Here is a 13,239-nt window from a genome sequence, read left to right as displayed (position 1 = left end):
TGTGATCATCGCACAGCGTGTCAATACGAAGATTCAGTTTAAATTTAAACCGCATGTTAAACCTAATGCTAAAGATTAACCTACTATAATCTTGAGTGAAGCCATCATTGTTATGCAGTGATGGCTTTTTTATCGCAATATAAATATATTTTACTTTAGGGATTGAGTTTTAGAAAGATAAGTGGCTATGATGGGGATTCGATCAAAATAAGTTTAGGAAAATATTTATGTCAGCAACAATGAGTCAAGAGGTATCGAGCGCCCCCTCAGCGCGTGCATTAAATAAAGAAGATTATAAAACATTAGGTTTATCATCTTTAGGTGGCACATTAGAATTTTATGATTTTGTCATCTATGCATTATATATTGAAATGGTTGTAAAAGCTCTATTCCTACCAGCAAATCTGCAAGGTACAGTGTGGGGGGATATTTATGCTTGGGGTGGTTTTGCAGCAGGTTATATTGCTCGCCCAATCGGTGGAATTATCATGGCGCACTTTGGGGATATCCTCGGGCGCAAAAAAATGTTCACATTAAGTGTTGCGATGATGGCATTGCCAACCTTTGTGATTGGTATTATGCCAACGTATGAAACGATAGGTTTGTTAGCGCCAATATTATTAATTGTGATGCGTATGTTCCAAGGCGCAGCAATTGGTGGTGAAATGCCAGGTGCTTGGGTATTCATCGCAGAGCATACACCTAAAAATCGTTATGGTTTAGGCATTGGTGTATTAACAAGCGGCATTACTGGCGGTATTTTATTAGGTTTCCTAGTCTCAATCTTGATCGATCTGACTTTTACAAGAGAAGAAATTCTGAACTATGCTTGGAGAATTCCATTCATTGCGGGTGGTTTATTTGGTGTGATTTCTGTTTACTTACGCCGTTATTTATCAGAAACACCTATTTTCCAAGAAATGGCTGAGCGTAAAGAATTATCGAAAGAAATTCCAGTTGTGACAGTTATGAAAAAGCATAAATGGGCATGTGTGATTGTTGCATTGATGACATGGACATTATCTACAACTGTTATGGTGGCAATCTTGATGACGCCAGTGAAAATCTTAGGTGGGATGTATCAGTTATCATCTATTGATGCGCGTGTGACAGGTTCTATCATGGCGTTGATGCTAACAATCGGCTGTGTGTTGTTCGGGTGGTTGGAAGATGTCTTAAAAACGCGCTTAACCTCATTAATCGCTTGGGGCGGTTTAGCCATCACATCATTCTTGTTCTATTCATTATTAACAACGCAACCAAGTTTAGAAATGATCTATATGGGCGCTGCTGTAATGGGTTTATTCACAGGTGCAATTGCCCTTACGCCAATCATTGGTACACGAGCATTTCCAGCAAAAATCCGCTATTCAGGTTTATCTTTCTCATATAACTTAGCTTATGCTGTTTTCAGTGCAATCACGCCAGCATTAACTATTTGGTTATTGAGTAAAACGCCATTGGGTGCGGCTTGGTACATTGGTGGTGTTGCAGTTTTAGCTATCATTGTGGCATGCATTCCATTGTCTTATAAAGGATGTCAAGAGTCATAATCAAGTTTTAAGAAAATAGTAAATAATTGTTTTTATTAATTTATAAGGATTAATTTAATTATTTTAATAGCCACATTATTTGTATTTTCTGTTTTAAACTGCGGATAGTGACACACTTTATTGAGAGGAAAACATATGAATGATCAAAAGAAAGTGCCAGTAATGGTATTAGCAATTGGTGGTAATGCATTGATTGAAGATAATAATCATCTTGACATGAAATCTCAGCGTAAAGTTGCAGATAAATTAGCAGTAGATGTTGTTAATTTAATTGAAGAAGGTTGGCGTGTTGTATTGACCCATGGCAATGGGCCACATGTGGGCATTCATCTAATCCAAGATGCAGCAGCTAAAGAGTTACCACAATATCCATTGGATCATCATGGCTCAAGTACTCAAGGTGAAATTGGATATTTATTACAATCTGCAATTGGTAATGAATTTAAGCGTCGTGGTATTAATAAACCTGTGGTTTCTGTGATTACTCAGGTTGAAGTAGATCCGACAGATCCAGCTTTTGCAACACCCAATAAGCCAGTTGGTGTTTTTATGGATGAAGCAACTGCAAAAGAAAAAGCTGCCACAGAAGGTTGGAATATTGTAGAAGATTCAGGCCGTGGTTGGAGAAGAGTAGTCGCTTCGCCAACACCAACAGCCATCGTAGAATTGGATGTGATTAAAAGCTTAGTGGATGCTGATACGTTAGTCATCGCTTGTGGCGGTGGTGGTATTCCTGTTCAGCGTAATGCTGATCATACCGTCAGCGGTATTGAAGCTGTGATTGATAAAGATCGTGTTTCATCTTTATTAGCAGCAGATTTACAGGCAGATGTCTATTTGATTCCAACAGGCGTTGAGCAAATTGCTGTGAACTTTGGCAAACCTAATCAAGAATGGCTATCAGAATTATCAGTTGCGGATGCAGAAAGATACAAAGCAGAAGGACAATTCCCAGCAGGTAGTATGTTGCCAAAAGTAGAATCTTTATTGGATTATATCGAAGCTTGTCCTCATGGCGTTGGCATTGTAACTAAATTAGAAACAATGGCAGATGCGTTGAAAGGCACAAAAGGTACAAAAATTTATAAGTAATAGATTCTTTATCAAGAAAGGCTGATATTAATGGATTAATATCAGCCTATTTTTGTAACAATAGAATGATTAGATTAGTAAGTCTAACATCTCTTCAGTTACTTTATTGGGCGACCCATCAGAAACTTTGATGAAGTCTTGATAATCATGGCCAAAAAATAATACATCACCTGCATCTTGTTGCTGTTTGAGGTAATCAAGAGATTGCAGTATCGTCTCTTCGTTATCAACTGCAATATTAGGTAAAATTCTTCTTTCAAAGGCTTCGCGTAAATAAGCAGTATCAATGGTAAGGAGTAGGTAGCGATCACCAACCTTTACTCTGATTGATTGATGGCCATCAGTGTGCCCGTAAGTGGGTACAAGAATGATGCTGCCATCATCATATAAATCATATTCACCATCAATTAGAGAAAAGTTTTGATGCTGATTGAATAAACGTGGCACATAGTATTTTTTTGCAATATATTCAGGATTATTGGCAGAATCCCATTCTGGTGATTGAATAATCATAATGGATTCTGTCAGATCTTTATTGCCACCACAATGATCCCAATGAAGATGGGTATTAATAACATATTTGATGTCGCTTTTATCTAAACCAACTTTTTTTAACTGATTGATAATATATTCATCTTTGTTTAATTGAATTTCAAGGCCAAAGTCATTTTGAGTCGTGCCACTTGTTTGTATAAATTCTGAGCTTAAACCCGTATCGATAAGAACATTGCCTTTGGGATGTTTAATAAGATAGACAGGAACAGGTACTACAATTATTTCATCGCTCGAGCGGTCTCTGATAAGTGCCTGTGCTGGGATTTTTATCCAGCCGCAACTCATGATGTATAAATCTGCTTTACTCATAATTTTATTCCTAAATTATTTGATAAATTCAATCTATATACAGCCATGCTTGTAATTTTACAAAAATTTACTTTTGTTTGCCAGTGGGAATATTGCTTATAATCATGTTTAAACTTGTTATTTTAAATTATTTACTAATCATATAGGTATCTTTTTTGTATTGCAAATATTCTGTAGGCTTTAGCATATAATAAACCATATAGAAAAGATGATTGTTGTATAAATAAATCTTATTTTTACCATTGCTTTTTGACTACATAATGTCTATTTTTAATAAGATTAAATAAAGATTAATTTAAAATGATATTAAGTTAATCGGCGGATTAAAAATATCCAGTAATGGAAAAAGGGAATGGAGAAGATGAGTCGTTTGTATTTACCCACAACGCATACTATGCGTTGTTTCCAAGTTTCGGCAAAGCATTTAAGCTTTACTCTAGCTGCCGCAGAATTGAATTTGACGCAAAGTGCCATCAGTAAACAAGTAGCTTTATTGGAAAGTAGCTTACAAGTTCAGTTATTTGTGCGCAATCGGCAGAAGTTAGAGTTATCACCAGCAGGTAGTACATATCTAGTCCATGTGAATGCAATTTTACGAAAGATCGAAGAAACATCACAAGAAATGTTGGCGTATGGTGTTTTTGAAGATGTGATCCGGATAGCCTCACATCCATCATTATGTTCTGCATGGTTAGTGAAAGCGTTGAAAGGGTTTACTGCTCATTATGGCGATGTGCAATTATCATTTTATGAACAGATGCTGACTTATGATCCTGCAGAAGCAGATGTAGATGTTGCCTTTATTTATGGTTATGGTGGTTGGCATGGTATGGAATCCATCGAGCTATTTGATGAAGAGATGATTCCTGTGTGCAATCCTGAAGTTTTAGAACGTAATAAAGACCAACCAGAAATTGATATTTATTTTAATACAAGATTAATTGAGTGTCGTTCTCGTCTAAATACGTGGGATCAGTTTTTTGAACGCTTTAGTCAAATTTATCCCAATGGTTATCGATCATTATTGTTTGATCGTTGGACATCTTGCATCAGCGCTGCAAAAACAGGTTGTGGATTAGCATTGGTACCAAAAATTTTAGTGGAAGCGGATTTACAAAATGGATGTTTAGTGCCTGCATCTTCCCATCGTTTAACAGGTGTTGGCTCTTATTATATGGCGTATTTGAAAAGCCATGCAGCAGAACCCAAAGTTAAAATTGTACGTGAATGGATTTTAAATTATTTAGGTAAAGATCCTGATTATCTACCTGAAGAATAAATATCTTCTGATCTTCTCGCCATTGGCGAGAAGATTAAAGCTCAAGTATTTTACGTTAATTTAACGAATTACTTTTAAGCATTGCCCTAAATGGTACATCGTAAATCCTGATTCAATGAATAGGGATTTCATCTGTGAGTAATTGCATTTAGATTGATCCACAGAAGAGAAAAAGGGTAATGGAATCGGTGCCATCTCTTGATCTGTTAGATGATCTGCAAATAACTTACCAATCAATGTACCTGTCGTGATTCCACGGCCGTTATAGCCAATGGCTGCAATTAAGCCGGGTGCAGGTTCAAAAACTTTTGGCGTATGATTATCTGTAAAGCCTATACGTCCGCACCAACTATATTGCCAATTCATTTTAGTACCCAATTGTGGGAAGTAATGTTGCTGAATACGATCTGCCCAGGTTTTGAGATACCAATCAGGTTTATTGATCGCACGCCCCATGCTACCAAGAATTAAACGACCTTCTTTATCCAAGCGAATACTACTTAAGACTAAACGCGTATCCCAAGAGCCTTGTTTATAGGGTAAAACAGTCGCGCCAGCGTCACCCATAGGTTCAGAAGCCACTTGATAATAATAACCGCTGTAAACTGATTTACGATATTCTGATAACTCACCTTCTGCATATGCATTGGTTGCAATGATGACTTTTTCTGCACGCACAGAATGATCGAGTGCTGTCACCACCCATTCACCAGGTTTTTCACAATTGACAGATGCAACAGGTGAGTTTTCAAAGATTTTGACACCTAATTTATCAGCAGTTTTGGCTAAACCTGTTGCATAAGCAAAAGGATTCACTGTGCCGGCACGATGATCTAACAATGCTGCAGGAATTTTTTGACTACCAGAATATTCTTCCATGCGAGCGCCTGTTAATAATTCCACAGGTGCACCACGGCGAGTTAATTGTTCATAGCGATCTTGCAATTCTGGTACGCCTTTTTCGCTGTGAGCCATATGCAACGTGCCTACTTCTTGTTGTTGTGCATCTATGCCATATTTATTAATGATGGAGAATACTAACTTTGGTGCATCACCTAATGCAGCTACCAAATTTTCACCCATCTCTTTGCCAAGAATATCCACCATGAAATCAGGTTTGTTCCAAGTCCCTGCATTCACTAAGCCAACATTACGACCACTGCCACCATAAGCAATGTGTTGTGCTTCTAGTAATACGACAGATTTACCATGTTCAGCCAAATGAATTGCTGCGGATAATCCTGTAAAACCAGCGCCAATGATGCACACATCTGCTACTTCATTATTTTGTAACGATCCAAAAGAGACTTTGTCTTCAACTAATGTGTGCCATAAGTTTTCATATTTAAATGAGTGTTGAGAAGTTGTCATTTTTTAATTCCTAATCAATGTTTTGAGATTGTCAATCAATGTGTCATCTAGGTCGATAGTGCCTCTCTGTCGGTTTCGATCACGTGCATCAAAACGTCGCTCTGAAGGCAAACGAACATCAGCTTGGCTGAATTGATTGAGATAATCTTCTGCGCGTTGTGTGGCACTTTGTCTGTCTGTTCCTAAAATGATTTCAGGATCAATCGCAATGATGATTTCACCACCATAAGGTAACGCTGCGCCATCTTTGGCTGCTTGTTGAGATTCTTGGCTTGTCAAATCATTAATCAATGGGCCAGCCATTAATTCGATCATTGTGGAAATGGCTGTGCCTTTATGTCCACCAAAAGCGAGCATCGCACCTTTCAATGCTTCATTAGGATCATTTGTTGGCTTGCCATTGGCATCAATCGCAACATCATTAGGTAGTTGTGTCTGATTACGTGCATGTAGTTGGATTTCACCACGCGCAGTTGCACTTGTCGCAAAATCAAAAATATAAGGACGATCAGGATTAGTGCGTGGCCATGCAAATGCAAATGGATTAGTGCCAAGTAATGGCATTGTGCCACCATGTGGTGCAACCCAAGCGTGGCTTGTTGTCATGGCTAAGCCCACCAAGTTATGCTTAGCTAGCGCTTCTAGCTCTACCCAAAGTGCAGAAAAGTGAATGCAATGATTCACTGCTAATAAGGCAATGCCAAATTCTTTTGCGCGTTCAATCAATAATGGTAAGCCTATTTGATGACCGTATTGTGCCGCTGTCATTTGACAATCTACACGGATCACTGCACCTTTATTGTGTGTGACTTGAGGGATTGCAGTTGGATTCAACATCCCTTTATCAAGATTTTTGATGAGTTCTAATAAACGCCATACACCGTGGGAATGACATTCCGAAACTTGTGCTGTGATTAGGTTTTGAGTAATAGCATCGCGTTGGGGTTTGGAAAAACCTCGGCTATCTAAAATTTTCTCGACAAGCTCCTGTAGTTGATTAATAGAGATTTGCATTCTCTCCTCCTAATGGGTGTTTGAATCATCCCATGATTTCCTCGGTAGTTTTTAATTATTCGGCTATTGATATAGCTCTTTAGTGTAGATATTTAGGGCAGAGAAGAGACACGCGGGGAGGCCGTCTCTTCTCTGATTAGATTAAGTATTACCTTAATCGAATTTTACGCCTTGTGCGAGTGGTAATTCACGTGAGTAGTTGATCGTGTTGGTTTGGCGACGCATGTAGCCTTTCCAAGAATCAGAGCCAGATTCACGGCCACCACCAGTTTCTTTTTCACCGCCAAATGCACCACCGATCTCCGCACCGCTTGTACCGATATTCACGTTTGCGATACCGCAATCACTACCTGCCGCAGATTGGAAGAATTCAGCTTCTCTCACATCGTTTGTAAAGATACATGATGATAAGCCTTGTGGTACATTGTTGTTCATCGCCATTGCGTCTGCAAAGTTTTCATATTCCATCACATAAAGGATTGGTGCGAATGTTTCTGTTTCCACCACTTCGTTTTGCTCAGGCATTTCAACAATTGCAGGTTTTACATAGTATGCATTTGGCATTTCATCAGCTAATACACGCTCGCCACCATGAACAACACCGCCAGAAGCTTTTGCTCTTGCTAATGCTGATTGCATCTCATCAAATGAACCTTTATCGATCAGTGGTCCAACTAAGTTATTTGTATCGCGTGGAGAACCAACAGGAATAGTATTGTAAGATGCTTTTAAACGCTCTAATACTTGTGCTTTCACTGATTTGTGAATGATCAAGCGGCGAAGCGTTGTACAACGTTGACCCGCTGTACCCACAGCACTGAACAGAATTGCGCGAACTGCTAATTCTAAATCGGCTGATTCAGTCAAGATCATTGCGTTGTTGCCACCTAATTCTAAGATAGAGCGACCAAAGCGTGCTGCAACTTTAGGACCAATTTCACGCCCCATGCGAGTACTACCTGTTGCGCTCACTAATGCTACTTTATGGTTCTCAACGATCGCGTTACCGCAGTTACGTGCACCCATCACTAATTGTGATAAGTTTTTCGGTGCTGAACCAAAACGAGCCACCGCTTTTTCAAATACTGCTTGGCATGCCAAAGCTGTTAAAGGTGTTTTTTCTGATGGTTTCCAAACAACTGGGTTACCACAGATCAATGCTAATGCAGAGTTCCAAGACCAAACAGCCATTGGGAAGTTAAATGCTGTGATTACGCCCACAACACCTAAAGGATGCCATGTTTCACGCATGTGGTGACCAGGGCGCTCTGATGCGATTGTCAAACCGTACAATTGGCGCGATAAACCCACAGCAAAGTCACAGATATCAATCATTTCTTGAACTTCGCCCAATGCTTCTGATTGAATTTTACCTGCTTCTAAAGTGATGACTGCTGCGAGATCTTCCTTGTGCTCGCGCAATACTTCGCCCAATACACGAACCAATTCACCACGAATTGGTGCAGGTACGGTACGCCATTCTAAAAAGGCATCATGTGCATCATCAATGATTTTGTCTGTTGCTGCTTCATCAATGAATTTAAGTTTTGCGATCACTGCGCCATCTAATGGGCTATGCACTTCGTGTGTACCACCATTTAATACTTCATCTGAAATGCCTAATTTATTTAAAACTTTTGTTGAAATTTCCATCTTAAACTTTCCTTTGTTACGTAGAAGATGACTTGATCCTACAATGTAACTACGAATATAGACAAGCGAACTATATGCACAGAGTTATTCTTTTTAGGAATGATAATCATAAAATCCTTATGAATCTTTGATTTATCTTTGTTAGGAAAAAAATTCATAAAGTTCTGAATTCATATCTTTTGACACTTTTAGCGCAAAAAAGTGATGATCAATCTAATCAATGTAGTTAAAAAGATTTATAAAATTAATTTGAAGTGATTGATTATACATGGTTTTATTGTATTGCCACTCTAAATTAATCATATAAAAATTAAAAAAATATCAGTATAAATGGCTGAATTAGGAGGATAGGAATGAAGAAAATTTTAGAGATTTTAATTGTGGGCTTTGCATATGCTAGTGTAGTGGTTGGTGCAGGCAATGCCTCAGGTATGGAGCCATTCTTTTATTACACATCATTTGGATTAGATGGTACTACAGGTGTGCTACTTGCAACTGCTTTGTACGGTATTGTGGGCTATTTTGTTGTGGGATTAGGTCAGCGTTTGCAATCTAAAAACTATAAAGAAGCAGTTTATTTAGTGGGTGGTAAAAAAGTTGGTAAATTTGTGGATATCTTAATCATTATTATGATGTTGGGTACTGGTATTATCATGTTATCAGGCAGTGGTGCGCTTTTCCATCAGCAATACAATATGCCTTATTGGCAAGGTTCATTGATCATGACATTGTTGGTCATCGGGACATTGATGCTTCGTTTGCGTAAGATCATTTTAGTGATTGGTATGATTACACCGATCTTAATTGGATTATTATCCATTATGATTTATCAGGGTTTATCGAATCAAACAGAAACATTTGCTGAGTTAAATGATTATGTGATTGCCGTTGGTGCGACTTTGCCCGATACATTACCCAATTGGTGGATGGCTGCGATTAATCACGTCACAATGATGACAGTAGCAGGCGTTGGGATGTCGTTGGTCATCGGTGGTGAAGAGAAAGACCCAAAAGTAGCACGTTTAGGTGGTGCTTTAGGTGGTTTGATCATTGGTGGCGTTTTAGCAATGGGGCACTTTGCATTGTTTGCACAAATCAAAACAATTGCACCAACCGTAGATACATTGGCACAAATGCCATCATTACAGATCATGAATACATATGCGCCACATTTAAGCTCAGCATTGAGTATGGTGGCATTAGCGATGATTTATAGCACAGCTGTGAGTATGTTCTATGTGTTTATTTCACGTTATTTTGAAATGGAAACACAAAAGTCACGGATTGCAATCTTGGCAATCTTGGGAATTGGTTATGGCATCAGCTTTGTAGGCTTCATTCAGTTGATGGGATATTTCTACCCAATTGCAGGTTATGTGGGGATTGTTTTGATTGCAATTATTTTTTATGGTCCATCGAAGATCAGACGTTTAGAAAGAGAAGGACATTTAACAAAAGTTGTATATAGCTAATTTCACTGATAATAATAAGTTTTGGTAGTTGTTATTTGAGCGGCGCAAGCCGCTTTTTTTATGCTCAAAATAAAATTATTTTTGTCACAAATCTGTTAAAAAAGCTTGGTAGCATCAGGTGAGTTTCATTTCAAAGGAGCACAACGATGCAAGAGCGATCGATTCTATTCATAGACATTGAAAACTGCCCCTCAAAGATCACTGAACTTATCCTAGAATTCAAAGAATATCAAAAAGTTGTGATCTGTTATGCTAATACCAACGTGAAAATTCCCCTAGATTGGTTAACTTCATTGAGTAACTTTGTGATGCAAGGTCGCTTAGAGCTTATTAAAATGGGCGATACAGCCAATAATTCTGCGGACTTTGGTATTACTTTTATGCTCGGCTGTTACTTTGAGCAATATGATCGCTTTGAAATTTATTCTAATGATAAAGATTTCGATGCGATCATTAATTTAGTGAATCGTGCGCCTAATAAAAAAGCTAAGCGCGTAGGTACAACAAGGAGTGATAAAGAATTACAGTTTGATTCTTTGCTCATTAAAATGTGCAAAATGCTTTCTAAAATAGAAGATAATTCACGTCCTGCAAAAGTGGAAGGCTTACGGAATTCGATTCGTGCACAGCTTAAAGCCCGCGATATGACGGACAGAGCACGCGAACATTTAGTGAGCCATGTGATTAACCGCATGGAATTTTTGGATGTTGTACACATCAAAAACCAAGGCAACCTTGTGAAATATAATGCAAACCGAATGCAGGATTTCCTTAGCAAAATGACGGCTTAAATCAAAGTCATTTGTGAGAAACTTTGTTATCATAACTCAATGATAAAAAAGGAGTTTTATAATGAAGAAGTTAGATGTATGCCCAACTTGGGAAGATTTTGAGAGCTTGTTTCTAGAATTTGAGTCTGAAGATGAACGTGATCAAAAAATTGAAGATTATGAGAATGACTTCACATTTAGTGTAGATGGTGGTTGTACGTTAACAGGTGCCTTCAGTGAAGGTTTTCCTGAAGCATTAGAAGTGGAAGAGCTAATCGATGAAGATACAATTGATTGGGCAACTTTAGATGCTGGTACACCATTTATGATTAATTATCAGGGTAAACAACTACAATGTTATGAGTCAGGTTTTGAGGATGATGAAGAAGAGGCATTCTACTATGAGGGCATTACAGCTCTATCTAACTTATTACTTGAATTAGGTTTAGTGTTGAAACAGTTTGTGCCTACAGGAATAGGCTCAGATTTGGTTTTTGCATTGATTCCATTGGAAATATGGAATAAAGGCTTAGAAACATTTGGTTTAGATGAGTTGCGAGAAATATTTGTGGATTTTGGTGATCCTAAAATTTTCGAGTATTTAATGGAAGAATAACTAAAAAGCCCTCGTTGAGGGCTTTTCTATGGTTAATTACTTACTCACCACAAACCCAATCGTGGTGCCTTTGGCTTGTTTCAAATCGTTTTCCTTAACAAGCTGTGCGATGATCTCTTCAGGTTTTGTGATCACGCCCAATTTTGCTTGGCGGGCAGAAATTGCAAAGTCACCCGGTGCTAGGCTTGTGAGTTTCTTAAAACTCTCTTCCAATGCAGGATCAATCTCTTTAAAGCCCAAATAACGGCATTGTTCATTGAAGAGCAACCAAGCTTGTTCAGCTGTTAAGTAATTAAACTTCACTTTAAAGTCAAAACGGCGGAGCATTGCTTGATCCAAATGATCCATTAAGTTTGTGGTTGCGATGAAAATGCCTGAAAACTCTTCCATTTGCGTCAGCATTTCGTTCACCATTGTGACTTCATAATTCTGTTGAGCATGGCGGCGATCACGTAAGAAGCTATCCACTTCATCCATCAACAAGATTGCGCCTGTTGTATTGGCTTCATGGAATGCAGCGGCGATTTGTTTCTCAGTTTCGCCCACATATTTATCCATCAAATCTGATACTTTTTTGATGAGCAAAGGCTTGTTGAGATAATCCGATAAGTAATGTGCAAATGCTGATTTACCAGTGCCTGAAGCGCCATATAAACAGATGCGCGCTTCATTAAATACTTTTAAACGCTCAGCCAATAGCGCCAAATTGTTATCAGTATTTGTGAATGCAGGGTTATAAATCTCACTCAATCCGCCAATTTTTGCGATGCGAATTTCATCATTGCCTTGTGCTTTCAAAGTGCCATTGATGATGGCAGCAGCTGCTTCATCGTAACTCACATCCAATGATTTCTCGATGGTATTGAGAACTTTTGCAGTGCGATCAATGATTGCAGGCACTAAATCTTTCGATAATGCCAAAGCATTCAATGTATTTGGGCTGAGTGAGCCTTTCAATGCTGATTCTAGCATTGCTTTACGTTCTGATTTTGGTGGTGGTGCTAAATGGAATGTGAAGTCGAAACGACGCACGATCGCAGGATCAATGTCGTAAGTATCGTTACATATCCAAATGGTTGGGATTTTGTTGGTTTCTAAAATATGGTTGAACCAAGCTTTCGAGAAGTTTGGTAAACCTTCTGAGGAAGCATCAAAGAATACATCTTCGATTTCATCAAAAATGATCATAGATTTTTGGTTGCAGAAGAAGTTTTGCGCAGCCAAATAAGCATATAAGCGCTGTTCGCCTTTTTCAACGCCTTCACCTTGAATGGATTCAGAAACTACTTCATAAGCAGAAACTTTAAAATGATCCACCAAAACGCGCGCGAGTTCTGTTTTCCCTGTGCCAGGTTCACCGTATACAAGAATATTCACGCCTTTTTGGTTATGATCTAAAGCATGTTGTAAATATGGCACTAATACAGATAATTCAGTTTTTAAGTAACCGAAATTATCTAAAGTTAACTTTGTTGGCTTAGATTTAGAAACCACATCTTTCAATATATTGTATGGCGTTGTTTCATGTGAAAACATTGCTTCAATAAAGTTGCGG

Annotated in this window: 11 protein-coding genes; 6 read left to right on the top strand and 5 right to left on the bottom strand. The window is 38.4% G+C overall.

The features are described 5' to 3' along the window. Nucleotides 1-227 precede the first annotated feature (227 nt). Both BZK14_RS06180 and BZK14_RS06175 read left to right on the top strand, forming a co-directional pair. Nucleotides 228-1,553 carry an MFS transporter gene (locus tag BZK14_RS06180; RefSeq protein WP_077925676.1) on the top strand — a complete coding sequence of 442 codons (1,326 nt, stop codon included), beginning with the start codon at nt 228-230 and terminating at the stop codon, nt 1,551-1,553. 135 nt (nt 1,554-1,688) lie between these two features. Next, on the top strand, nt 1,689-2,645 hold the full coding sequence (locus BZK14_RS06175; protein ID WP_077925675.1) for a carbamate kinase: 957 nt from the start codon (nt 1,689-1,691) through the stop codon (nt 2,643-2,645). Nucleotides 2,646-2,714: 69 nt separating this feature from the next. Here the strand turns inward: BZK14_RS06175 and BZK14_RS06170 are convergent, their stop codons facing one another. Then, complete coding sequence (locus BZK14_RS06170) at nt 2,715-3,509, bottom strand: N-acyl homoserine lactonase family protein (protein WP_077925674.1); 795 nt, start codon at nt 3,507-3,509, stop codon at nt 2,715-2,717. A gap of 361 nt (nt 3,510-3,870) precedes the next feature. Between BZK14_RS06170 and BZK14_RS06165 the strand changes: the two genes are divergently transcribed. Next, the gene (locus BZK14_RS06165; RefSeq protein WP_077925677.1) at nt 3,871-4,788 is read left to right on the top strand and encodes a LysR substrate-binding domain-containing protein; all 918 of its coding nucleotides are present in this window, start codon (nt 3,871-3,873) and stop codon (nt 4,786-4,788) included. Nucleotides 4,789-4,848: 60 nt separating this feature from the next. Here the strand turns inward: BZK14_RS06165 and amaA are convergent, their stop codons facing one another. The 3 genes from amaA to amaB form a co-directional block, all read right to left on the bottom strand. Beyond that, the gene (gene amaA, locus BZK14_RS06160; RefSeq protein ID WP_077925673.1) at nt 4,849-6,159 is read right to left on the bottom strand and encodes an L-pipecolate oxidase; all 1,311 of its coding nucleotides are present in this window, start codon (nt 6,157-6,159) and stop codon (nt 4,849-4,851) included. Between the two features lie 3 nt (nt 6,160-6,162). Continuing rightward, a complete protein-coding gene (locus tag BZK14_RS06155) occupies nt 6,163-7,173 on the bottom strand; it encodes an Ldh family oxidoreductase (protein ID WP_077925672.1) in 1,011 nt (336 codons plus the stop codon). A 153-nt stretch (nt 7,174-7,326) separates the two neighbouring features. After that, nucleotides 7,327-8,826 carry an L-piperidine-6-carboxylate dehydrogenase gene (gene amaB, locus BZK14_RS06150; RefSeq protein ID WP_077925671.1) on the bottom strand — a complete coding sequence of 500 codons (1,500 nt, stop codon included), beginning with the start codon at nt 8,824-8,826 and terminating at the stop codon, nt 7,327-7,329. A gap of 353 nt (nt 8,827-9,179) precedes the next feature. On the opposite strand from amaB, the gene BZK14_RS06145 reads away from it, so the two are divergent. The 3 genes from BZK14_RS06145 (at nt 9,180) to BZK14_RS06135 (ending at nt 11,684) form a co-directional block, all read left to right on the top strand. Continuing rightward, nucleotides 9,180-10,298 (top strand): YkvI family membrane protein, encoded by a 1,119-nt coding sequence (locus tag BZK14_RS06145; RefSeq protein ID WP_077925670.1) that lies wholly within the window; start codon nt 9,180-9,182, stop codon nt 10,296-10,298. Nucleotides 10,299-10,444: 146 nt separating this feature from the next. Then, nucleotides 10,445-11,089, top strand: coding sequence for a PIN domain-containing protein (locus tag BZK14_RS06140; RefSeq protein ID WP_077925669.1), 645 nt, complete (start codon nt 10,445-10,447; stop codon nt 11,087-11,089). Between the two features lie 61 nt (nt 11,090-11,150). Beyond that, complete coding sequence (locus BZK14_RS06135) at nt 11,151-11,684, top strand: hypothetical protein (protein WP_077925668.1); 534 nt, start codon at nt 11,151-11,153, stop codon at nt 11,682-11,684. 36 nt (nt 11,685-11,720) lie between these two features. Here BZK14_RS06135 and BZK14_RS06130 read toward each other — a convergent pair. Then, on the bottom strand, nt 11,721-13,239 hold a 1,519-nt coding region (locus tag BZK14_RS06130; RefSeq protein ID WP_077925667.1), incomplete at its 5' end, for an ATP-binding protein.

Origin of the sequence: Wohlfahrtiimonas larvae, assembly GCF_002006755.1 — a bacterium.
Lineage (GTDB): Bacteria > Pseudomonadota > Gammaproteobacteria > Cardiobacteriales > Wohlfahrtiimonadaceae > Wohlfahrtiimonas > Wohlfahrtiimonas larvae.
The sequence above is the reverse complement of the archived record's forward strand: the minus strand, read 5'-3'. Positions and strand labels throughout refer to the sequence as shown.

Coding starts and splice junctions, on each gene's coding strand:
- BZK14_RS06180 (WP_077925676.1), top strand. CDS start 228: ATGTCAGCAACAATGAGTCAAGAGGTATCGAGCGCCCCCTCAGCGCGT.
- BZK14_RS06175 (WP_077925675.1), top strand. CDS start 1,689: ATGAATGATCAAAAGAAAGTGCCAGTAATGGTATTAGCAATTGGTGGT.
- BZK14_RS06170 (WP_077925674.1), bottom strand. CDS start 3,509: ATGAGTAAAGCAGATTTATACATCATGAGTTGCGGCTGGATAAAAATC.
- BZK14_RS06165 (WP_077925677.1), top strand. CDS start 3,871: ATGAGTCGTTTGTATTTACCCACAACGCATACTATGCGTTGTTTCCAA.
- amaA (WP_077925673.1), bottom strand. CDS start 6,159: ATGACAACTTCTCAACACTCATTTAAATATGAAAACTTATGGCACACA.
- BZK14_RS06155 (WP_077925672.1), bottom strand. CDS start 7,173: ATGCAAATCTCTATTAATCAACTACAGGAGCTTGTCGAGAAAATTTTA.
- amaB (WP_077925671.1), bottom strand. CDS start 8,826: ATGGAAATTTCAACAAAAGTTTTAAATAAATTAGGCATTTCAGATGAA.
- BZK14_RS06145 (WP_077925670.1), top strand. CDS start 9,180: ATGAAGAAAATTTTAGAGATTTTAATTGTGGGCTTTGCATATGCTAGT.
- BZK14_RS06140 (WP_077925669.1), top strand. CDS start 10,445: ATGCAAGAGCGATCGATTCTATTCATAGACATTGAAAACTGCCCCTCA.
- BZK14_RS06135 (WP_077925668.1), top strand. CDS start 11,151: ATGAAGAAGTTAGATGTATGCCCAACTTGGGAAGATTTTGAGAGCTTG.